Annotated in this window: 18 protein-coding genes and 1 riboswitch; of the genes, 4 read left to right on the top strand and 14 right to left on the bottom strand. The window is 73.6% G+C overall.

What is annotated here, in order from left to right:
- Positions 1–20: 20 nt before the first annotated feature.
- From ABZ920_RS24880 to ABZ920_RS24870, 3 genes are all read right to left on the bottom strand, one after another.
- On the bottom strand, positions 21–1,196 hold the full coding sequence (locus ABZ920_RS24880) for an ArsA-related P-loop ATPase (protein WP_361508993.1): 1,176 nt from the start codon (positions 1,194–1,196) through the stop codon (positions 21–23).
- Between the two features lie 49 nt (positions 1,197–1,245).
- Entirely contained in the window at positions 1,246–1,689 is a 444-nt protein-coding gene (locus ABZ920_RS24875; RefSeq protein WP_361508990.1) for an SRPBCC family protein, read from the bottom strand.
- A 150-nt stretch (positions 1,690–1,839) separates the two neighbouring features.
- Positions 1,840–2,655, bottom strand: coding sequence for a metallophosphoesterase (locus ABZ920_RS24870; RefSeq protein WP_361508987.1), 816 nt, complete (start codon positions 2,653–2,655; stop codon positions 1,840–1,842).
- A 315-nt stretch (positions 2,656–2,970) separates the two neighbouring features.
- Here ABZ920_RS24870 and ABZ920_RS24865 point away from each other — a divergent pair, with 315 nt between their 5' ends.
- Positions 2,971–4,767, top strand: a complete 1,797-nt coding sequence (locus ABZ920_RS24865) for an AMP-dependent synthetase/ligase (RefSeq protein WP_361508984.1) — start codon at positions 2,971–2,973, stop codon at positions 4,765–4,767.
- Between the two features lie 463 nt (positions 4,768–5,230).
- Here ABZ920_RS24865 and ABZ920_RS24860 read toward each other — a convergent pair whose 3' ends face one another.
- Positions 5,231–6,373, bottom strand: coding sequence for a glycosyltransferase family 4 protein (locus ABZ920_RS24860; protein ID WP_361508981.1), 1,143 nt, complete (start codon positions 6,371–6,373; stop codon positions 5,231–5,233).
- 130 nt (positions 6,374–6,503) lie between these two features.
- Here ABZ920_RS24860 and ABZ920_RS24855 point away from each other — a divergent pair, with 130 nt between their 5' ends.
- On the top strand, positions 6,504–7,757 hold the full coding sequence (locus tag ABZ920_RS24855) for a glycosyltransferase family 87 protein (RefSeq protein ID WP_361508978.1): 1,254 nt from the start codon (positions 6,504–6,506) through the stop codon (positions 7,755–7,757).
- A gap of 45 nt (positions 7,758–7,802) precedes the next feature.
- Here the strand turns inward: ABZ920_RS24855 and ABZ920_RS24850 are convergent, their stop codons facing one another.
- From ABZ920_RS24850 to ABZ920_RS24830, 5 genes are all read right to left on the bottom strand, one after another.
- Positions 7,803–9,029, bottom strand: a complete 1,227-nt coding sequence (locus tag ABZ920_RS24850; protein ID WP_361508975.1) for a hypothetical protein — start codon at positions 9,027–9,029, stop codon at positions 7,803–7,805.
- Between the two features lie 31 nt (positions 9,030–9,060).
- On the bottom strand, positions 9,061–10,059 hold the full coding sequence (locus ABZ920_RS24845; RefSeq protein WP_361508972.1) for a C40 family peptidase: 999 nt from the start codon (positions 10,057–10,059) through the stop codon (positions 9,061–9,063).
- Positions 10,060–10,306: 247 nt separating this feature from the next.
- Positions 10,307–11,359 carry an NlpC/P60 family protein gene (locus ABZ920_RS24840; RefSeq protein ID WP_361508969.1) on the bottom strand — a complete coding sequence of 351 codons (1,053 nt, stop codon included), beginning with the start codon at positions 11,357–11,359 and terminating at the stop codon, positions 10,307–10,309.
- A 329-nt stretch (positions 11,360–11,688) separates the two neighbouring features.
- Positions 11,689–13,038: an NYN domain-containing protein gene (locus ABZ920_RS24835; RefSeq protein WP_361508966.1), complete on the bottom strand. Its 1,350-nt coding sequence runs from the start codon at positions 13,036–13,038 to the stop codon at positions 11,689–11,691.
- A gap of 59 nt (positions 13,039–13,097) precedes the next feature.
- Complete coding sequence (locus tag ABZ920_RS24830; RefSeq protein WP_361508963.1) at positions 13,098–13,337, bottom strand: hypothetical protein; 240 nt, start codon at positions 13,335–13,337, stop codon at positions 13,098–13,100.
- A gap of 147 nt (positions 13,338–13,484) precedes the next feature.
- On the opposite strand from ABZ920_RS24830, the gene ABZ920_RS24825 reads away from it, so the two are divergent.
- A complete protein-coding gene (locus ABZ920_RS24825; RefSeq protein WP_361508960.1) occupies positions 13,485–14,246 on the top strand; it encodes a rhomboid family intramembrane serine protease in 762 nt (253 codons plus the stop codon).
- Between the two features lie 254 nt (positions 14,247–14,500).
- Positions 14,501–14,782 (top strand): Lrp/AsnC ligand binding domain-containing protein, encoded by a 282-nt coding sequence (locus ABZ920_RS24820; protein WP_361508958.1) that lies wholly within the window; start codon positions 14,501–14,503, stop codon positions 14,780–14,782.
- Positions 14,783–15,223: 441 nt separating this feature from the next.
- Here ABZ920_RS24820 and ABZ920_RS24815 read toward each other — a convergent pair whose 3' ends face one another.
- The 5 genes from ABZ920_RS24815 to ABZ920_RS24795 form a co-directional block, all read right to left on the bottom strand.
- Positions 15,224–16,606 carry an aminotransferase class V-fold PLP-dependent enzyme gene (locus ABZ920_RS24815; RefSeq protein ID WP_361508955.1) on the bottom strand — a complete coding sequence of 461 codons (1,383 nt, stop codon included), beginning with the start codon at positions 16,604–16,606 and terminating at the stop codon, positions 15,224–15,226.
- Between the two features lie 216 nt (positions 16,607–16,822).
- A riboswitch (SAM riboswitch) is annotated at positions 16,823–16,939 on the bottom strand.
- 134 nt (positions 16,940–17,073) lie between these two features.
- Positions 17,074–18,138: an anthranilate phosphoribosyltransferase gene (trpD, locus tag ABZ920_RS24810; RefSeq protein ID WP_361508952.1), complete on the bottom strand. Its 1,065-nt coding sequence runs from the start codon at positions 18,136–18,138 to the stop codon at positions 17,074–17,076.
- A 166-nt stretch (positions 18,139–18,304) separates the two neighbouring features.
- Positions 18,305–19,966, bottom strand: coding sequence for a cytochrome bc complex cytochrome b subunit (locus ABZ920_RS24805; RefSeq protein ID WP_361508949.1), 1,662 nt, complete (start codon positions 19,964–19,966; stop codon positions 18,305–18,307).
- The gene (locus ABZ920_RS24800) at positions 19,963–21,021 is read right to left on the bottom strand and encodes a Rieske 2Fe-2S domain-containing protein (protein ID WP_361508946.1); all 1,059 of its coding nucleotides are present in this window, start codon (positions 21,019–21,021) and stop codon (positions 19,963–19,965) included. The genes ABZ920_RS24805 and ABZ920_RS24800 overlap by 4 nt, the downstream gene beginning before the upstream one ends.
- Positions 21,018–21,827: a c-type cytochrome gene (locus tag ABZ920_RS24795; protein ID WP_361508943.1), complete on the bottom strand. Its 810-nt coding sequence runs from the start codon at positions 21,825–21,827 to the stop codon at positions 21,018–21,020. The genes ABZ920_RS24800 and ABZ920_RS24795 overlap by 4 nt, the downstream gene beginning before the upstream one ends.
- Between the last annotated feature and the right edge of the window lie 83 nt (positions 21,828–21,910).

Here is a 21,910-nt window from a genome sequence, read left to right as displayed (position 1 = left end):
CCCGAACGGGCGTAACCGCTTCACTTCTCGCGCGGCCACTGTGCCGGGTCCGGCGTGAACCGGATGCGCAGGACGCCCTCGCGCAGCGCGGCCCCGTCGACGGTGCACCGGCGCAGCACGGAGGGCAGCGGGACGATCCGGCGGAACCCCCCGACGGCGACGACGAGCTCGTCGCCGCGCCGGATCAGGTCCAGCTCGTCGCGCAGGGCGCCGGGCAGCGGGATGTGCCACACGTAGCCGGTGCCGCCGTCCTCGGCGCCGCGGCCGGTGACGGGCCACTCGACGGGGGCGTGCGCCGGGTCGGCACCGGGCACGTCGAGGGCGGCCAGGTCCTCCGGGCCGCGCGGGTCGCGCCCCAGGTGGCGGACCGTGTGCACGGCGTACGCCTCCCGCCACTCGGCGAGGGTCTTGCGCTGCTGGGCGACCGGGGCCGCCGGCCACGCCTCGCCGCCCGTCTCGGGCAGGACCCGGCTGGCGACGAGGGACTCGGTCGCCAGACCCCGCAGGGCGAGGCCGAGGGCGGCGGTGCGGACGGCGTCGGCGCCGGCCGGGCCCGGCTCGGCGACCAGCCGGACGGCGGTGCCGCGGTCGGCGACGACCGCCTCGACGGCGGCCAGTTCCAGGTCCCAGCGGGCGGCGGTCTCGTACAGCCACTCGGCGGGCATGGGGACGCCGGCGAGCCGGCCGAGGACGGGCCGCAGGGCGCGGGCGGCCTGCCGCTCCGGCGGCAGCAGCCGGCGCAGGTAGCGGCGCAGCTCCTCGGGCAGGGCGAGCAGGTCGAGGGCCCGCGGGACGGGCGGCAGGTCGACGACCAGCAGGCCGAACGAGTCCGACAGCGCCGCGTCCCGCAGCGCGCGCAGCAGGGTGAGCTCCTCCGCGCCGGGCAGGGGGGTGACCTCCTCGGCGTCGAGGCGGGCGGCGCCCAGCAGGTCGAGGACGCCGGCGGCGCGGTCCTGGAAGGCGGTCAGGTCGTCGCGGAACGCCGTGGCCGCGTCCGGGCGCCAGGCCGTCAGGCGCGGCGCGACGGGCACCGGCTCCGCTCCCGTCGGCACGCCCAGCACCGCGCCGAGGGTGTCCGTGCGGCCGGCGCCGAGGAGGAGGGTGGGGGTGCCGTCACGGGCGGCGGCGAGGGCGGTCGCGGCGGCAACGGTCGTACGGCCCGAGCCGCCGGGGCCCGTGATCAGGAGGGTGCGCATGATGGTGAACGGTAGCCGTGCCGACGGCCCGTCCGCCTGCGGGGCGCCGCTACTTCTCCCCCGACTCCACGCGCTTCTTCAGGCCCGCCAGCGCGCGGTCGATGATGACCTTCTCCGCCTTGCGCTTGATCATCCCGAGCATCGGGATCTTGACGTCGACGGTGAGCCGGTAGGTCACCTCGGTCGCGCCGTCGCCCGTCGGCTTCAGCAGGTAGGAGCCGTCCAGGGAGCGCAGCATCTGGGACTTCACCAGGGTCCAGGACACCTCGCCGTCACCGCTCCAGGTGTACGCGAGCGTCTGGTCGTCCTTGATGGCGCCCGCGTCCATCACGAGACGGACCTGCTCGGCGCGGCCCCGGCCGTCCGTCGTGAGGACCTCGGCCTCCTTCACCTCACCGGTCCAGTCGGGGTAGCGGGCGAAGTCGGCGATCACCCCCATGACCTCGGCCGGTGCCGCCTCGATCGTGATGCTCGAGCTGGTGTGTTCCGCCATCGCCGTGGCTCCTCCAGATGCGGGCCGGTAGGCCTCGTGAGGCCGGTCAGTGCTGTGGTCGTGCGCACGCGTGTGCAGCGTGAAGGCTACCGCGCGGCCTCCGCCCGACGGCATCCCGCCGGGCCCCGCCCGCGCGCCCCGGCGCGAACGTCACCACTGCAGCACCCACGGCTTCCCGCTCCGGGCGAAGTGCCCGACGTTCACGCACTCGGTCGCGCCGATCCGCATCCGGCGCGCCAGCGGCTGGTGGACGTGGCCGAAGAGCGCGTACCGGGGGCGGGTGCGGCGGATGGCGTCCAGCAGGGCGCGGCTGCCCCGCTCGAAGCGGCGCGCGACGGTGTCGTAGACGAGTTCGGGCACCTCGGGCGGGATGTGCGTGCACAGCACGTCGACCTCCCCGACCGCCTCGATCTTCGCCGCGTACTCCTCGTCGCCGATCTCGTACGGCGTCCGCATGGGGGTGCGCAGTCCGCCGCCGACGAAGCCGAACACCCGGCCGCCGATCTCCACCCGCTCGCCGTCGAGCACGGTGGTGCCCGGTCCGGCGTACTCGCGCCACAGGGGCGGCACGTCGACATTGCCGTAGGTGGCGTACGTGGGGGTGGGGAACGCGGCGAACAGCTCGGCGTACTGCTTGCGCACCGCCTGCTCCATGACCGTCGCCCGGTCCTCGGCGATGCCCGCCCACAGCCGGGCGCCGAGCTCCCGTGCCTCCTCGAAGCGGCGGGCGGTGCGCAGTTCGACGATGCGGTCGGCGTTCTCGACGCCGAACAGGTCGGGGAAGATGCCGCGGGAGTGGTCGGCGTAGTCGAGGAAGAGGATCAGGTCGCCGAGGCAGATCAGGGCGTCGGCACCGTCGCCTGCCCTGGCCAGATCGCGTGCGTTGCCGTGCACGTCGCTCACCACGTGGACGCGCGTGCCGCGCGTGCCGCGCGTGCCGCGTTTTCGGGCCGGTGTGGGTGCCATGGCGATCAAGGGTAGGCGCGGGGGCGTACGTGAACAACTGGGGTCCAACCTGCGGTTACTGGCTCGTCGGGACGCGCGTGGACTACTGTGCGCGAAGGAAACCCATTCCGTGTGACGCAGCGAACATCTCGCCGGGAACCCCTGTCGAAATGGCCATACCGACGGGTAACGTCCGGGCCGTCCAGTCGTGCTCTGGATCTCGGCCAACGAGTCCTCGGCTTGTCGGTGGGGCCCGGAGCACCCGCCCGAGCCGTGGACCGGCACCGTCGCATCACACATCGTCGTGGCGCCGGCGCCCTATGAGGAGCAGCAGTCTTGCGCGAGTTCAGCCTTCCGGCTTTGTACGAGGTCCCTGCGGACGGCAACCTGACCGACATCGTCCGCAGAAACGCCGCGCAGCATCCCGACGTCGCCGTCATCGCGCGCAAGGTGGGGGGTGTCTGGCGGGACGTCACCGCCACCGCCTTCCTGGCCGAGGTGCGGACCGTGGCCAAGGGCCTCATCGCCTCGGGCATCCAGCCCGGCGACCGGGTGGGCCTGATGTCCCGCACCCGGTACGAGTGGACGCTGCTGGACTTCGCCATCTGGAGCGCGGGCGCCATCACCGTCCCGGTGTACGAGACCAGCTCGCCCGAGCAGGTCCAGTGGATCCTCGGCGACTCCGGGGCGACCGCCTGCGTCGTGGAGCTCGACGCCCACGCCGCCGCCGTCGAGTCGGTGCGGGAGAAGGTGCCCGCCCTGAAGAACGTCTGGCAGATCGAGGCGGGCGCGATCGAGGAGCTCGGACGGGCCGGCCAGGGCATCAGCGACGAGACGGTCGAGGAGCGCAGCTCGCTGGCGAAGGCCGACGACCCGGCGACCATCGTCTACACCTCGGGCACGACGGGCCGCCCCAAGGGCTGTGTGCTCACCCACCGCAGCTTCTTCGCCGAGTGCGGCAACATCGTCGAGCGGCTGCGCCCGCTGTTCCGCACCGGCGAGTGCTCCGTGCTGCTGTTCCTGCCGCTCGCGCACGTCTTCGGGCGCCTGGTGCAGGTCGCGCCGATGATGGCGCCGATCAAGCTCGGCTGCGTCCCGGACATCAAGAACCTCACCGCCGAACTGGCCGCGTTCCGCCCGACGCTGATCCTCGGTGTCCCCCGCGTCTTCGAGAAGGTCTACAACTCGGCGCGCGCCAAGGCGCAGGCCGACGGCAAGGGCAGGATCTTCGACAAGGCCGCGGACGCCGCGATCGCGTACAGCAGGGCGCTGGACACCCCCTCGGGCCCGTCCCTCGGCCTGCGGATCAAGCACAAGGCCTTCGACAAGCTGGTCTACGGCAAGCTGCGCGCGGTGCTCGGCGGCCGCGGCGAGTTCGCCATCTCCGGCGGCGCCCCGCTCGGCGAGCGCCTCGGCCACTTCTTCCGCGGCATCGGCTTCACGGTGCTGGAGGGCTACGGCCTGACCGAGTCCTGCGCGGCCACCGCGTTCAACCCCTGGGACCGGCAGAAGATCGGCACGGTCGGCCAGCCGCTGCCGGGCTCCGTCGTCCGCATCGCCGACGACGGGGAGGTGCTGCTGCACGGCGAGCACCTGTTCAAGGAGTACTGGAACAACCCGGGCGCGACGGCCGAGGCGCTGGCCGACGGCTGGTTCCACACCGGGGACATCGGCACCCTCGACGAGGACGGCTACCTGCGGATCACCGGCCGCAAGAAGGAGATCCTCGTCACCGCGGGCGGCAAGAACGTCGCCCCGGCCGTGATCGAGGACCGCATCCGCGCCCACGCGCTGGTCGCGGAGTGCATGGTGGTGGGCGACGGACGGCCGTTCGTGGGCGCGCTGGTCACCCTCGACGAGGAGTTCCTGGGCCGCTGGTGCGCCGAGCACGGCAAGCCGGCGGGTTCCACCGCGGCGTCCCTGTGCGAGGACCCGGACCTGCTCGCGGCGATCCAGACGGCGGTCGACGACGGCAACGCGGCGGTGTCGAAGGCGGAGTCGGTGCGCAAGTTCCGTGTCCTGCCGTGTCAGTTCACGGAGGAGTCGGGTCATCTGACGCCGTCGCTGAAGCTCAAGCGGAACGTGGTGGCGAGGGACTTCGCCGGCGAGATCGAGGCGATCTACGCGAAGTAGTCACCCGGCGCCCGGAGTCACGGCGCGGTGCCCTCGCGGAGGGCACCGCGCCGTCGCCGTTCCAGGCGTGCGGGGCCGGACGCCGTTCCCGGCGCACGAGGCCGGACGCCGTTCCCGGCGCACGAGGCCGCACGCCGTTCCCGGCGCACGAGGCCGCACGCCGTTCCAGGCGCACGAGGCCGCACGCCGTTCCCGGCGCACGAGGCCGCACGCCGTTCCCGGCGCACGAGGCCGCACGCCGTTACTGGTCTGAAGGGCCGGGCGCCGTTCCTGCCGCCGCCCGGTCGACGGGCGTACGGCGTCCGTGTGCGTGCCGTCCGCGGGGCCGTGTGCGGCGCGGGCCCGTGTGCGGCGCGGGCCCGGCCGCGCCCGTCGCAGCCGGGCGGGCGGCCGGTGGCACCTCACGGTTCCCTGCGTGCCGTGCCGCTCCGGGGGCTGCCCCGCCCTTCGTGCGGCGCCCCGCTCAGAGCAGTTCCTCCAGCCGCTGCGCCAGCAGGTCCCAGCGCCACTTCTCCTCGACCCACTGCCGTCCCCGCTCCCCCATCCTGCGCCGGAGCCCGGCGTCCTGGAGGAGGGCCACGATGCGGTCGGCGGCCTCCTCGGGCACACCGCCGCGCACCACCCAGCCGGTCTCGCCGTCGAGCACGGCGTCGGGCGCGCCACCGGAGTCCCCGGCGACGACGGGCAGCCCGGTCGCCGAGGCCTCCAGGTAGACGATGCCGAGCCCCTCGACGTCGAGGCCGCCGCGCCGGGTGCGGCACGGCATGGCGAAGACGTCCCCCGCGCCGTAGTGGGCGGGCAGCTCCTCCCAGGGGACCGCGCCGGTGAAGCGCACGGAGTCGGCGACCCCGGTCTCGCGCGCGAGCCGGCGCAGATCGCTCCCGTACGGGCCGCCGCCGACGACGAGCAGCACCGCGTCCGGCTCGGCGGCCAGGATGCGGGGCATCGCGCGGATCAGGGTGTCCTGGCCCTTGCGCGGCACCAGGCGCGAGACGCACACGACCACCGGCCGGTCGGCGAGCCCGAGCCGGGCCCGCACCTCGTCGCCGCCCGACCGCGGGTGGAAGGTCTTCTCGTCGACGCCGGGCGGCAGCTGGACCATCCGGCCGGCCGCCTCCGGCGTCAGCGCGGCGGCTATCCGGGATCGGGTGTACTCGCCGAGGTAGGTCATGGTGTCCGTCGACTGGCCGATCCGGCGCAGGAGGCCTCGCGCGGCGGGCAGTTGGGCCCACCCGGCCTCGTGGCCGTGGGTGGTGGCCACCAGCCGCCCGGCGCCCGCCCGGCGCAGCGCCGGTGCCATCAGCCCGAGCGGTGCCGCCGCCCCGAACCACACCGAGGCGCAGCCGTGCTCCCGCAGCAGCCCGACGGCGCGCCGGGTCACCGCGGGCGTCGGCAGCAGCATCGTCGTGCGGTCGCGCACGACGGTGAAGGGCTGGTCGGCGTCGAAGGCGGCGGTGGCCTCGATCCCCTCCCGGCTGCGCTTCCACGTGGAGGCGTAGACGACCAGGCGCCCGGAATCCATCCGGAGCGCCATGTTGTGCAGGAACGCCTGGATCCCGCCCGGGCGGGGCGGGAAGTCGTTGGTCACGATGAGGGTCTTTCGCATCGCCGCCGACCCTATCCAACCCCCCGGACGCGGCCGTCCGCGGCCGTGCCTGATGGTCCGCGTCCGGGCCGAAGGGGATCATGTGACCTCGGCACGCGAAACATGCGGAAGGCGAACGAAAGGCAACCGGGTGGACAGGGCGGGCGCGGGGCGAGGTCCGGTGGTGCTGCTCGCGGTGTGGGGCGCGACCCGGCTGGTGCTGCTGCTGTGCGTCCTGAAGGTGCTCGTGTTCCCCGGCCCGGACGTCACCGTGGACGTGTCGGTGATCTACCGGGGCTGGTACGAGGTGCTGCGGCAGGGCGGCTTCCCCCTCGGCGACGTCACCTGGCAGTACCCGCCGGCCGCCGCTCTGGCCGTCCTGTCCCCTGCCGCCCTGCCCTTCCTCGGCTACGCCACCGCCTTCTTCGTGCTGGCGTGCCTGGCGGACCTGGCGGTGCTGTGCCTGCTCCTGCGCGCGGCCCGGGGCCCCGGCCGGTCGCGGCGCGGCGCCGGCCTCTGGGTGGCGGGTGTCCCGCTGCTGGGCCCCACCGTGTACGCGCGCTACGACGTCATGGTGACCGTGGTGGCGGTGGCGGCGCTGCTCGCGGGCGCCCGGCATCCGCGGACGGCGGGCGCGCTGGCCGGCCTCGGGACGCTGCTGAAGGTGTGGCCGGTGCTGGCGCTGGCCGGCGTCCTCGGCCGGGACCGGTACCGGACGTGGGGCGCGGCGGCGGTCACCGTGGCCGCGCTGACGGCGCTGTTCACGCTCGCCCTGCCCGGCGCGCTGTCCTTCTGGACCTCGCAGCGCGGCCGGGGCACGGAGGTGGAGTCGCTGGGCGGGCTCGTCCTGCACGTGGCCCGGTGGGCCGGCTGGAGCGGGCGGGTGGTCTTCTCGTACGGCTCGCTGGAGTTCACCGGCCCGTACGTGGCGGTGGTGAGCACCGGGTCGCTGGTCCTCACCGGCGCCGCCCTCGGGTGGCTGCTGCTGTGGCGGCTGCGCGCGGGGCGGTCGGGGACCGTCCTGCCGCACACCCCCGCGGACGCCGCGTTCACGGCGGTGCTGCTGTTCACGGTCACCAGCCGGGTGATCAGTCCGCAGTACCTGGTGTGGCTGGTCGGGCTGGCGGCCGTCTGCCGGTGCTCCGGCAGCGGCGGGATGCGGCGGCCCGCCCGGCTGGTGCTGGCGGCGGCCCCGGTGACCACGCTGGAGTTCCCGCTCTTCTTCACCGACGTCGTCACCGGCGCCCCGCTCGGCGTCGCCCTGCTGTTCGTCCGGAACGGCCTGCTCGTCGCCGCCGCCGTGTCCGCGGCCCGGGAGCTGTGGCGCTCCACGGCCGCCGCGACGGCACCGCCCGCCGTGCCGGACCGGGCCGCGCGCGTCAGGGAGAGCACGGTGCCCTCCTGACGACCCGCCGCCGCGACGACGCCCCGGCGGCAGCGCCCGCGGGCGTCAGCGCAGGTGCGTCCGCAGGTACTCCCGCCACTGCGCGGTGAACGTCCCGAGGTCCGTCCCCAGCACCTCCCGCAGCGCGTCCTCGACCGCGCCCGCCCGCCGTTCGTGCGCGCCCACCGCCCGGTAGAACGCGCGCAGCCGGGCCTCGCCCCAGCGTTCGGCGATCAGTCTGCAGGCCAGCCAGCCCCCCTCGTAGGCCCGGGACAGCCGGGCCGCGTCACCGGTGAAGGCGAAGTCGCCGTCGGCCGGCAGCGCGGCCGGCGCCTGCCCCTGCGCCACGGCCCGCCGCAGCTCCGGCGCCACCTGGCCCGGTGTGCGCCCGCTGCCCCGGTAGCCGGCCCAGTCGGCGTACCCCTCGGACAGCCACAGCGGCGTGGCCGGGTCGGTGTGGGCGCGGGTGGCGACGTGCGCGGCCTCGTGGGTGAGGACCACCTGCCGGCCCAGCGAGCCGAGCACCTCGTAGGCGTCGGGATTGACGACGATCCGGTCGGCGGGCGTCCGGTCCGGCCCCGGCCCGGCCCCCGGCCGGGCGGACCCCGGCTCCGCCACGCCCACCTCGCCGGTGGTGACGGCGGCTATGCCGCGGTACTCCGAGGCGGGCGAGCCGAGCAGTCCGGCCATCCCCTCCAGGGACCCCGGGACGACCACGACGACCCGACGGCTCCAGTCCGTGCCCCAGGCGTCCGACACCGCGGGCACGGCGCGGTCGGCCAGGCCGGCGTAGCGGCGCAGCGCCCCGGTGCTCTGCCCCACCCCGAGGACGAGGCTGTGCCGCCCGCGGACGACCGACACCGGGCCCTGGTCCCACAGCTGCTGGGGCGCCTTCTTCGCGGGCCGGTCGGAGTCGACGGACCAGGCGCCGCCGGCGCCGGTGGACAGGGTCAGCGTGCGGCCGACGGTCACGGGCGCCGTGTCGTAGCCGCGCACCCGGTAGCTGAGCCGCGCCTCGGCGGTGGCGGTGCCGCCGCTGCGGCGCAGTCCGGTCAGCCGGTAGGACCAGGCCGCGAGGGGCAGGGCGCGCAGGTTCGCGTACGGGGTGCGGGTGCCGGTGGCGGCGTACGCGGCCTCGTCGTGGCGCAGGACCGCCTCCGCCCGCCGGTCGAGGACCCGCTGCACCGCGGCCCGGGCCGGGTCCGTGGTGGGCCGCTCCCCGCAGGCCGCCGGCAACACCGGCAGCAGGCAGAGCGCCACCAGTGCGCACCTCGCCCGTCTGCCGGCTGCCATGGGCCGATCGTACGGTGCGGCGCCCGCGCCGTCAGACCCTGGTGACCGCGGCCACCGGCATCATGCCCACCGGGTCGTAGCGCACCGGCGCGCCGGGGTGGGGGGCGTGGATCACCCGGCCGCCGCCGACGTACATGCCGACGTGCCCGGCGTCGGACCGGTAGACGACGAGGTCGCCGGGCCGCGCCTCGGACAGCGGGATCCGGCGGCCCGCGTGCCGCTGCTCCTGCGAGGTGCGCGGCAGCTGGACGCCGGCCCGCGCGTACGCCCACTGCACGAGGCCCGAGCAGTCGAAGCCGGACGGGCCGTTGGCGCCCCAGACGTAGGGGCGGCCGAGGGCGGAGCGGGCGGCGGCGACCGCGAGGGCCGCGCGGCCCGACGCGGCGGGGACGCCGAAGCCGTAGCGGCCGGAGCGGGAGGCGCGGCCGTACGCCGCGCGCTCCTCGTCGGTCAGGGAGCCGAGGAGCTGCCGGGCCCGGGCGAGCTTCGCCTCGACCGTCCGCCGGTGCGCGGCGGCGGACCCGCGGCTCCTGGCCAGTTCGGCGAGGGCGCCGGTGGCCTCGGCGCGCTCCTGGGCGAGTTCGCGCAGGGCCGACCTCAGGTTCCTGAGCTCGTCGGCCTGGCGGGCGCCGATCCGGTCGAGCGCGGCCGCCCTGTCGAGGTAGTCGGCCGGGTCGTCCGAGAACAGCAGGGCGAGGTGGGGATCGATGCCGCCGGTGCGGTACTGGGCCCCGGCGACCGAACCGAGCCTCTGCCGCAGGGCGTTGACGCGCTGCTGCTGCCGGGCGGCGCGGTCCTGGGCGTCGCGCGCCCGCCGGCGCAGCGCGCCGGCGCGTTCCCCGGCCCGGTTGTACGCCTCGGTCGCCTTCTCGGCCTCCTGGTAGAGCCGGTCCACCTCGGCCCGGGTGCCGTCGTGCGGCGCGGCGGCGGCCGGCAGGGCCCCGAGGACCGCGGCGGCGGACAGGGCGCACAGGGCGGCCGCGGCGCCCCGGTCGGATCCGGACGGTGCGGGACGGCGATGGGACCCCACGGGTGGCGCTGCTCCTTCCGCTGGCGGACATGACCGCTTCCCCGGGCGCCGGGCGGAAGAGCCCCGGCGGTCGGGGAAACGCGCCAGACAGTAGTCGCGCCGTCGCCCGGCGACCGGGGGCGTCAGCGGGCCGGCAGCGCGACGCCCCGCCTCGGACGCAGGTCAGAGGCGGGGCGTGGGGTCGGCGCACCGTGGAAATTTTCGCCCGATCGGGCGGCACAGCGGCTTGATCGCGCAGCGGTCCGGGTCAGACCCGGACGCCGAACATGAACGGGCCGCCGATGGTGCCCATCGACTCGTAGCGGACGACGGTGCCGGTGCGCGGGGCGTGCAGCACCTGGCCGTTGCCGGCGTACAGCCCGACGTGGTGCAGGTCGTTGAAGAAGAACACCAGGTCGCCGACGCGCAGGTCGCCCATGGAGTAGATCCGGGTGCCGATGGTCGACTGCGACTCGGAGGTGCGCGGGATGCCGACGCCGGCCTGCGCGTACGCCCAGGAGGTCAGACCCGAGCAGTCGAAGGAGGACGGGCCGGTGGCGCCGTAGACGTAGGGCGAGCCGATCCTGCTCTGGGCGGCGGAGAAGGCCGCCGCGGCCCGGCCGGAGGCGGAGCTGCCGGCGGAGCCGGGGGAGCCGCTCAGGACGGTGCGCTCGCTGGCGCGCGTGGCCCGCGCCTGCTCGGCGGTGAGCTCCGCCTTCTCCTTCGCCGTCAGGGAGTTGAGGAGCTTCTGGGCCTCGGCGAGCTTGCCCTGGACTTCCTTCTTCTTCTTGCCGAGCTCGGTCCGGGTGGTGGCGAGGTCCTTGAGCTTCTCGGTGGCCTCGGCCCGCTCCTGGGCGAGTTCGCGCTGCTTGTCCTGGATCTTCTTCAGCGCGTCGACCTGCTGGCTGCTCAACTGGTCGAGCGTGGACGCCTTGTCGAGGTAGTCGTCCGGGTCCGAGGACAGGAAGAGCTGGACGGACGGGTCGATGCCGCCGGAGCGGTACTGGCCGGCCGCCATCGAACCGAGGCCGTCGCGGAGCTTGTTGAGCTCCTCCTGGCCGCGGGCGACGTTGTCCTGGATGGTGGAGATCTCCTTCTGGAGCTTCTCCTGCTTCTCCTTGGCCCCGTTGTACTTCTCGGTGGCCTGCTCCGCCTGCTCGTAGAGCTTGTCGACCTTGGCCTTGACCTCGTCCTTGCTCGGCTTCTCGCTCGGCGCGGCGTTGGCGGCCTGGGCGCTCAGGGCGACGGCAGCGGCCGCTGCGGTGGTGAGCACGGTCACACGTGCGCGGCTCGGCTGCTTGGGTCGACGGTGGGACGCCACGGGGGCGAGCTCCTTCTTCCTTCAGCCGCCTACCGACACGCCGGTGGGCGGTGCCCTCCGCCGCCACTCACCCCATGTGAGTGGTCACCCGTGCGGAGGTTCGAGCCCAGACCCTAGTGACCCGGCTGTGATCAGTTCAAATCCTGAGCCGGAAAAACTCCTTCATGCCATACATATTTTGCTCTGAACTCACATGCGGTAACGCGACTTTGACCGTGCGTCGCACAAGAGGGCGCTCAATTCGGGCAATGAGCAGGTACGTTGCGCTTGGGGTGTACGCCGCTCAAGGTGCTTTTAGCCGCAACGGCCGGTTCGCGCGGGGAATTCCGTCAGACCCGGGAGAAACGCTTCAGAAGCACGGCCGACGCCACCGGCCGCGCGCCGGCCCTGGCGACCCCGTCGGCCACCTCGCGGTCGGTGGAGGCGACGATGACCGGCCGGCCGGGCGGCTCGGCGCGCACCAGCTGCCGGATCAACTCGTCGGCGGTGACGCCGGGTTTGGAGAACAGCACCCGCACCCCGCGCGGCGGCGCGAGGAGCACCGGGGCCGCCAGTTCCGCCCCGTCGAAGACACAGGTGACCTCGGCGCCGGTCTGCGCGGCGAGCTGGGAGAGCTGGCCGAGCAGCCGGAGCCGCTGCTTCTCCAGCGGCATCTGCGGATAGCCGGTCTTGGTGACGTTGTAGCCGTCCACGAGCAGGTGCGCCTGCGGCAGCGCCAGGAGCTGGTCGAGGATCGCCGGGTCGTGCTCCGAGAGCGCGCGGGCCGCGATGTCCTTGGGGCTCATCCGCCCCGGCTCGACGGCGTCCACGGTCTCCGCGGGCCGCACGGACACCGGCGGCAGCGCCAGTTCCCGGCGCAGGCCCTGGGCGGCGTCCAGCACCGTGTCCAGCAGCAGCCGCAACCGCATGTCCTCGACGCTGCGGCCCTCCCGGGCGGCCCGGCGGGTGGCCTCCAGGGCCGCCTCCGCCTCGGCCAGGCGCGCCTTGACCCGCCGCGCCTCGCTCTCCGCGGCCGACACCTGCGCCTGGCCCTCGGCCCGCACCGCCTCCATCTCGCCCCGCGCCTTGCGCAGCGCGGCCTCGCCCCGCTTGACGTCGCTGAGCGCGGCCCGCAGCTTGCGGTGCAGCGACTCGCCGTCCTTGCGGGCCTGGTCCAGCTCGGCCCGCAGCCGCTCGGTCTCGGCCCTGGTCTGCTCGCGGGCCGCGGCCAGCTCGGCGCGCAGCCGCTCCAGCTCCGCCCGGCTCTCCTCGTCGGCGCGTTCGGCGTGGGCCCGCTGGGCCTCCTCGCCGGCCGCGGTCACCAGCTTGACCCAGCCCGCCGGCCGCAGCACGTAGGCGGCGGCCGCCACGTCGAGCGGGTCCGCGGCCGGGGGCGGCGCGCCGGAGTCGAGGGCGGAGCACAGCTCCTGCTGCGCCTCCTTGAACTTCTCGCCGATGCGCTGCCGGAACAGCGGATCGGTCTCCAGCGCCGCCGCCATGGCGTTGCCCGCGAACTTCGCCCGGCGCGTCGGGGTGAACCGCGCGTACTGCCGCAGCTGCGCGGGCAGCTCGCCCACGGTCAGCGCGCCGAAGGCGTCGGACACGATCTGGACGACCCTGCGGCGCACTCCTTCGGGCAGCGGGCGGTCGAGCACCTCAGCGGTGCCGTCGTCCGGCCCCCCGCCTCGCGTCTCCGCCATCCGTCACCCCAATGCCTGTGCCGGCCCCCTCGGGGACCACCTGTGCGGGCCCGCTCCGCTCAGGAGCCGGCGCCCGGCCTGTCCACGAGTTCCACCTGGTCCACGGCGTTGCACCAGCGGCAGCGCACCGACTCGACGGTCTCACTGACCACCTCGCGCTCCTCGACCGTGGGCTCCCCGGCGAGGTCCAGGTGCACGTACTCGACGACCTTCGACGAGCGTGTCACGTCGAAGCGGGTCAGGTTGCCGCAGAGGGTGCATCGCCACCGGGTCGTGGCGGTCGGCAGGGGAACCGTCATCGTCGCTGTTCGCTCCTTCTCGTGTCCGTCTGCGCCAGCTTCCCTGGTGCTTGTGGCCGTAACCCTACGGGGTGGCGGTCGGTCGCCGCCCGCCCGTCCACGGCGGCGAGGCGGTCTGTTCGGTTGCGTCCCGTTACGCCATGCTCTGTGTTCGTGATCAGCGACGGGAACACGGCGGCCGTCCGGTGGGCACGGGCCGTCCGGGCGGTGCGGGGCGTGCCCGCGCCGGTGACGTACGCCCTGATCGGGCTGTGCTGCCTGGTCTTCCTGGCCGGCCCGGCGGCCGGGCTCGATCCGGCCTACGGCTCCGGCGACGGGCTGCTCGCCGCCCAGCGGTCCTACTTCCGGCGCTGGGGCGTGGTCCCCGCCGATCTGTTCCAGGACTCCGCGGCGGCCGCGCTCACCCCGGCCACGGCCCTGTTCGTGCACGGCAGCTGGGTGCATCTGCTCGGCAACATGCTCTTCCTCTACGTCTTCGGGGCGATGACCGAGGAACGCATGGGCCGCGTCCAGTTCACGCTGTTCTACGTCGCCTGCGGGTACCTGGCCCTGGTGGGCTACGCGGCCGCCAACGCCTCCTCCGCGCAGACCCTCGTGGGCGCGTCCGGGGCGATCTCCGCGGTCCTCGGCGCCTTTCTGTACCTGTTCCCGCGGGCCCGGGTCACCAGTCTCTTCCCGTTCCTGTTCTTCCTGCCCCTCCGCTTCCCCGCGTGGGTGGTGCTGCCCTTCTGGGCGGCCCTGCAGTGGCTGGCGGCGGGACAGGCGTCCCAGGGGCCGGGAGTGGCCTACCTGGCCCACCTGGTCGGCTTCGCGCTGGGCTTCGCGTACGCCTGGGCCCGCTTCGGGGCGGCCCGGGGGCGCCCGGCACGGCCCGGGAAGGGCGGTGGTGGGGAACCGGTGGGCGACTAGTGCCGCGGCAGGCGACGTCCGCCCGGCGAGGAGCGGCGTCCGGTGCGCGCTCCCGGGGTGTCGGCCGGAGGCCCTCGTACCGGATGTGCTCGCGCTTTCGGCCGGTGCGGCGAAGGGGGTCCCCCGTCCGAGCCGTGCGAAACCGGTTCGAGGACGGGGGCGCGTGCCGGGCCTCGCGACGGGGCGAACGTCGTCCGTCGCGGCACTAGAGTGAACTGCGCCCCTGCTCCGGCCCCCGAGGGAGAGAACCAGCCGTGATCACCGCGATCGTCCTCATCAAGACCAGCGTGGACCGGATCCCCGAGATCGCCGAGCAGATCGCCTCGCTGGAGAGCGTGAGCGAGGTCTTCTCCGTCACCGGCACGTACGACCTGATCGCCATCGTCCGGGTGCGCGAGCACGAGGACCTGGCCGAGGTCATCCCCGGCCGGATCAGCAAGATCCCCGGGGTCGAGGCGACGGACACGCACGTCGCGTTCCGCACGTACTCGCAGCACGACCTGGAGGCGGCCTTCGCCATCGGGCTCGACTCCTGACGACCCGGAGCCGCCGGTCCGCCCGCCGTGCGGGCCGCCGGCGCGTGCGGGGCGCACGGCCGCGCGCCCACGCCGCCGCGCGCCGGCACGGCCGCGCGCCGGCACGGCCGGGCGCCCACCCGGCCGGCTGCCTGCCGAAGACCGGCCCGGCCGGCTCCCTTCCCGAAGGCCGTGCGGAGGGCGCCGACGTGGAGCGTCGGCGGCCGGCGCCGCCGCGGCGGATCGCGCCCCGCGGGGCGTGCCGTTCGGGCGCGGGCCCGCACGGCCCAAGGGCGGGCTGGGGGCACGGCGCCGGCCACGCGACGCCGCGGCCGAGCCGCCGGCCTCGCGCGTGCCGGGCCCTGCGACGCCGGCCCGATCCGGACGACCGGGCCGGCCCCGCACCGGCATCAGCGGCCGACCACCAGCCAGCCCCCTCACCAACCTCTCCGGACCGCACACCTAGACCGCCGGCACGCACCGGCCGTTCTCCGTCCGGTACGTCCACTGGGCGCCGTCGCGCACGAGTTCCCGCACCGCGGTCACGAACCGTTCCACGTGCTCGTCGGGCGTCCCGGCGCCGAAGCTGACGCGGACGGCGTTGAGGGGCGTCCCGCCGGGCGCGGCGTCGGGCGACCCGCACACGCCCTGGACCTGCGGGTCGCCGCCCAGCAGCGTCCGGACCAGCGGGTGGGCGCAGAACAGGCCGTCCCGGACGCCGATGCCGTACTCGGCGGAGAGCGCGGCGGCGAGGTGGGAGCTGTTCCAGCCCTCGACGACGAAGGAGATCACCCCGACGCGGGGCGCGTCGTCGCCGAACAGCGACAGGACCCTGACCCCGGGGACCGCCGCGAGGCCGGCGCGCACCACGCGGACCAGGTGCCGCTCCCGGGCGACCAGGCCGTCGAATCCGGCCTCGGTAAGGGCCCTGCAGGCCGAGGCGATGGCGTAGGCGCCGATGACGTTCGGGGAGCCGGCCTCGTGCCGGGCGGCGGTGTCGTGCCACTCCACGTCCACTCCCCCGTCGCTCCGCCGCGTCACCGCGCGGCTGGCGCCGCCGCCCGCGAGGTAGGGCTCCGCCGCGCGCAGCCAGTCGGCGCGCCCGGCCAGCACGCCGGAGCCGAAGGGGGCGTACAGCTTGTGGCCGGAGAAGGCGACCCAGTCGACGTCGAGGTCGCGCACCGACACCGGGTGGTGCGGGGCGAGCTGGGCGGCGTCCAGGACGATCCGGGCGCCGTGCGCGTGGGCCGCCGCGGCCAGTTCCCGCACCGGCCACAGCTCACCGGTGACGTTGGAGGCGCCGGTGACGCAGACGAGCGCGGGACCGTGGTGGGCGCGGTCGGCCAGCGCCCGCTCCAGGACCCGCACGGCCTGCTCCGGGCTGCGCGGGGCGTCGAGGCAGGTCAGCCGCGCGTCGTTCCAGGGCAGCAGCGCGGCGTGGTGCTCGGTCTCGAAGACGAAGACGTGGCAGTCGGCGGGGAGCGCGCGGGCCAGCAGGTTCAGGGAGTCGGTGGTGGACCGGGTGAAGACCACCTGGTCGGTGTCACGGCAGTCCAGGAACCGGGCGACGGTCCCGCGGGCGTTCTCGAAGAGGTCGGTGGACAGCTGGGAGAGGTAGCCGGCACCGCGGTGGACGCTGCCGTAGTACGGCGCGTAGGCCGCCACGTCGTCCCAGACCCGCTGGAGCGCCGGGGCGCTGGCCGCGTAGTCGAGCGCGGCGTAGCCGACCTCGCCGCCGGTGACGAGCGGGACGGTGACGTCCCGGCCCAGGACGGGCAGCGGGGCGCGGACGGACTGGTCGGGGGCGACGGTGGGGGCGGCGGGAAGCGGGGCGGAAACGGACATGGCTGAACTCCCGTGAGACAGGCGGCAGCCCTCTGCCGGACACCTCGGAGACCACGTCGACGGCACAGGAGGGCGAGCCGGGAAGGGGACATCCCGGAGAAGGGGAAAAGGGTGTGCGGAGGCGGGGCTCTGCGGCCCTATCGCATTCGCTTGCTCACGGAAGGCTCCCTCGACGACCAGGACCCCTGGTCCCACGCTCGGCGAAAGCGTGCGAGGGGTCCGCGCTTGCCGCAGACCTCGCTGCCTGCGGCCTGGTCCTCACCCGGGGCACCCCGCCACGGACGGAGGGTTGCCGGACAGCCGGCCGGGGCCTTGTGGCTGTCGCTCATGACCTGGACAGGAATGTACGGGACGTGATCAGCGGGCCGCAACCCGTGTCCGGATGACGGGACGGCCGCGGACGGCCGGGTGCCGGCACCCGGAGGCACCGGCACCCGTTCCCGTGGAAGGCCCTCCTGGGAGGCCGCTCACTTGTTGCTGGCGGCGACCCAGCGCTCCAGCGTCCGCCGCGCGGCCCCGGAGTCGATGGACTCGGCCGCCTTCGCCATGCCGGTCCGGATCTGCGCCGTCAGGGGCTCGTCGCCCGGCTGGAGGGCCACCAGCGCGGCGGCCGAGTTCAGCAGCACCGCGTCCCGGACGGGGCCCTTCTCGCCGTCGAGGATCCGGCGCGCGACCTCGGCGTTGTACGACGCGTCCGCGCCGCGCAGCGCGTCCACCGGCACCAGCTCGATGCCGACGTCCCGCGGGTCGAAGACCTCCTCGGTGACCTTGCCGTCCCGGACGACCCACACCCGGGAGGTGGACGTGGTCGTCAGCTCGTCGAGGCCGTCGTCGCCCCGGAAGACCAGGGAGGAGTTGCCCCGCTCGGCGAAGACGCCCGCGACGATCGGCGCCATGCGGGCGTCCGCGACGCCCACGGCCTGCGCCCGCACCCTGGCCGGGTTGGTCAGCGGGCCGAGGATGTTGAACGTCGTGCGGATGCCCAGCTGGCCCCGGGCGGCGGCCACGTGGCGCAGTGCCGGGTGGAAGCGCACCGCGAAGCAGATGGTGATGCCCGCCTCCTCGGCGACCTCCGCCACGCGCTGCGGCTTCAGCCCGAGGTTGATGCCCAGCTTCTCCAGGACGTCCGAGGACCCGGACGCCGAGGACGCGGCCCGGTTGCCGTGCTTGACCACCTTCACGCCCGTGCCCGCGACGACGATCGACGACATCGTGGAGATGTTCACCGTCCTGGCGCCGTCGCCGCCGGTGCCGACGATGTCGACGGCCGGGCCGGGCACCTCGATGACGGTGGCGTGCTCGTACATCGCGCGGACCAGGCCGGTGATCTCCTCGACCGTCTCGCCCTTGGCCCGCAGGGCGACGGCGAACCCGGCGATCTGGGCGTCCGTCGCCTCGCCGCGCATGATCCGGTCCATCGCCCAGGCCGTGTCGTCCGCGCTCTGGTCGCGGCCCTCCAGCAGGGCGTTCAGCACGCGGGGCCAGGAACGGCCCGCCGCGGTGTCGCCTCCAGCGGGGGTCACAGCGCTCATCAGCCGCTCCTGGGTCCGGTCCCGGACGCATCCGGGACGCTCGGGAAGGGGGAGCCCGCCGCGCGGGCGGGCACCTTCCACCCTATCCAGCCCCGGGCACGGCGAAGGGCCCCCGTCCGCAGACCGGACGGGGGCCCTTCGCCGTGGCGCGTGGCGTGCGCAGCGATCAGTGGTGGCCGTGACCGCTCGTGATCTCCCTGTACTCCTCTACGGTGGGCTTCGAAATCTGCGACTCCTCGCCGTAGTAGGCGTTGCTGAGCTTGGCGCGCAGCTTCTGCGCTCCCTTGACCTTGCGCTCGACGCCGTTGCCGTCGACCGTCGGTCCGATCTCCGCCGGCTTGTACTGCTCGTGCGCGGTCAGCGTGTAGAGCGTCTCCTGGCTGAGCGGCTCGTGCACCTCGATGAACTCGCCGTGCGGCAGGCGCTTGATGATGCCGGTCTCGCGACCGTGCAGCACCTTGTCCCGGTCCCGGCGCTGCAGGCCGAGGCAGATCCGCTTGGTGACGATGAACGCGATCACCGGTCCGAGGAAGAACAGAATCCGGACGGCCCAGGTGATGGCGTTGATCGACAGGTGGAAGTGCGTCGCGATCAAGTCGTTGCCGCCGCCCGCGAGGAGCACGAAGTACTCCGTCATCCAGGCGACACCGAACGCGGTGCGCGTCGGGGCGTTGCGCGGGCGGTCCAGGATGTGGTGCTCGCGCTTGTCCCCGGTGATCCACGACTCGATGAACGGGTAGACCGCGATCGCCGCCAGGACCAGCGGGAAGATCACCAGCGGGATGAACACGCCCAGGACGAGCGTGTGACCCCAGAAGTTGATCTCCCAGCCCGGCATGACACGGATCAGGCCCTCGGAGAAGCCCATGTACCAGTCGGGCTGGGCGCCGGTGGACACCTGGTCCGGACGGTAGGGACCCATGGCCCAGACCGGGTTGATCGTGGCGATCGCCGACATGGCGGCCAGCACACCGAAGACCAGGAAGAAGAAGCCTCCGGCCTTGGCCATGTAGACCGGCAGCAGCGGCATGCCGACGACGTTGTTGTTGGTCTTTCCGGGACCCGCGAACTGCGTGTGCTTGTGGTAGAAGACCAGGATCAGGTGCGCCACCACCAGGCCGAGCATGATGCCCGGCAGCAGCAGGATGTGGATCGAGTAGAACCGTGCCACGAAGTCGTGGCCGGGGAACTCGCCGCCGAACAGGAAGAACGACAGGTACGTGCCGACGATCGGCACGGACAGGATCGCGCCCTCCATGAAGCGGATACCCGTACCCGACAGCAGGTCGTCCGGCAGGGAGTAACCGGTGAAGCCGGTGAACATGCCGAGGACCAGCAGCAGGAAGCCGAAGAGCCAGTTGACCTCACGCGGCTTGCGGAACGCGCCGGTGAAGAACACGCGCATCATGTGCACGAACATGCCGGCGATGAAGACCGCCGCGGCCCAGTGGTGGATCTGCCGGATCAGCAGACCGCCGCGCACCTCGAAGCTGATGTGCAGGGTCGAGGCGTACGCCTCGCTCATCAGCTGTCCCTGCAGCGGGACGTAGCTGCCGTGGTACGTGACCTCGTTCATCGACGGGTGGAAGAACAGCGTCAGGTACACACCCGTGAGGATGATGATGATGAAGCTGTACAGGCAGATTTCGCCCAACATGAACGACCAGTGGTCGGGGAAGATCTTGCGCATGTTGGCCTTGGCCAGGGAGTAGATCCCCAGCCGGCCGTCGGCCCAGTCGGCGAGACGCTCGCCGCCCGACGTCCCGCCGCGCGAACGGCCCGCGGCGTCGGCGCCGGATGGATTCGTGTTGCTCGCTGTAGTACTCATCCGCGCTCCCAGAATGCAGGACCGACGGGCTCCTCGAAGTCGCCCAGCGCCTGGAGGTAACCCTCATTGTCCACACCGATCCGCAGCTGCGGCAAGGGGTGACCGGCGGGCCCGAAGATCACTCGGGCGCCGTCGGAGAGGTCGAAGGTGGACTGGTGGCACGGGCAGAGCACGTGGTGCGTCTGCTGCTCGTACAGGCTGATCGGGCATCCCACGTGGGTGCAGATCTTCGAGTAGGCGACGATGCCCTCGTGCGACCAGTCGAGTTCGCGACGGTCCCGGATGTCCTGCGGCTGGAGCCGCACCAGCATCAGGGCCGCCTTGGCGATCTCGTTCTGGAACTCCTCGTCCCGCTCCTCCAGGCCGTCGGGCTTGGCGAAGGTGAGCGAACCGACCTGGACGTCCTCGGGACGCAGCGGCTCGTTCGTGTTCATGTTGACGATGCGCTTGCCCTTGGCCCACATGGTGTGCCGGAGCTTGTCCTCGGGCAGCGGGCCGAGGTCGCGCAGCAGCACGACGCCGGACAGCGGCACCAGGGCCAGCGCGCCCAGCATGGTGTTGCGGATCAGCTTGCGCCGGCCGAGCTGCGACTCCTCGGCGCCCTTGCGGAAGTCGTCGAAGACCTTCGCGCGGACCTCGGGGGGCGCCTCGATCGGGTGGCGCTCGTCGGCGACCTCCACGTCGGACATCAGGGTGCGGGCCCAGTGGACCGCGCCCGCGCCGATCGTGAACAGCGCCACGCCGAGCGTCATGCCCAGCGCGAAGTTCAGCGCGCTGACGTGACCCAGCGGGAAGATGTAGACGGGCCTGTCGGCCGGGATCGTCACGAACGCGGCGATGAAGCCGATGGTGGCCAGCATCGACACCGTGAACAGCAGGGCGACCGCGCGCTCGGACCGCTTGGCGGCCCGCTCGTCGATGTCCTGGATCCGGTGCTCGTGGGGCGGCAGGCCCGGGTCGGCGAACGGGTTCCGCTCGTCGGCGACGCTCACCGCGCCGTGCGCGGTCTTCTGCTCGGTGGGCAGGTTCTCTTCTGGAATGTCTTGGCTACTCATGACTTCTTGGCCTTTGCGGTCCGAGCGGCGACCCAGACGGCGACCGCGATCAGCGTGCCCAGTCCGAAGACCCACGCGAACAGACCTTCGACGACCGGTCCGAGGCCACCCAGTTCCAGGCCGCCACGGCTCACGGTGTCGTCGCCGTTGACCTCGTTCAGGTACGCGATGATGTCCTTCTTGTTCTTCTCCGTCATGACGGTGTCGGGGAAGGAAGGCATGTTCTGCGGGCCGGTCTGCATGGCCTCGTAGATGTGCTTCGGGCTGACGCCCTCGAGGTCCGGCGCGTACTTGCCGTGCGTGAGCGCGCCGCCCTTGCCGGAGAAGTTGTGGCACTGCGCGCAGTTGGTGCGGAACAGCTCACCGCCCTTGGCGATGTCCGCGCCCTCCGGGCTGTACTGGTTCTTCGTCGGCACGGGGGGCCCGGCGCCCAGGGAGGCGATGTACGCCGCCAGCTGGTCGATCTCGGCCTGCGTGTACTGGACCCGCTTCTTGGGGATCTGCGCGCCCTGCTGCTGGGCCGGCATACGGCCGGTGCCGACCTGGAAGTCGACGGACGCGGCACCGACGCCGACCAGCGAAGGACCGTCAGTGGTGCCCTGGCCACCGGTGCCGTGGCAGGTGGCGCAGCCCACCTCGTAGAGCTTCTTGCCCTCCTCGATGGTGAGGGACTGGGCGGTGTCGTCGGCCTTCGCCTTGCTCGCGGGCGCGAACGCGGTGTACAGCCCCCCAGTGGCCGCCAGCGCGAGGAGTAGGACGACGACCGCCGCCAGCGGATGGCGTCGTCGTGCGGAGAGCTTTTTCACGGATTACCCCGGTGTCAGGATCTTCTGCGTCGATGCTTCTGGGACGTGGATCGGTCCGTCGCGCGTGGTCGGTCCCCCATCGG

The organism is Streptomyces sp. NPDC046831 (assembly GCF_040645305.1).
Lineage (GTDB): Bacteria > Actinomycetota > Actinomycetes > Streptomycetales > Streptomycetaceae > Streptomyces.
The sequence above is the reverse complement of the archived record's forward strand: the minus strand, read 5'-3'. Positions and strand labels throughout refer to the sequence as shown.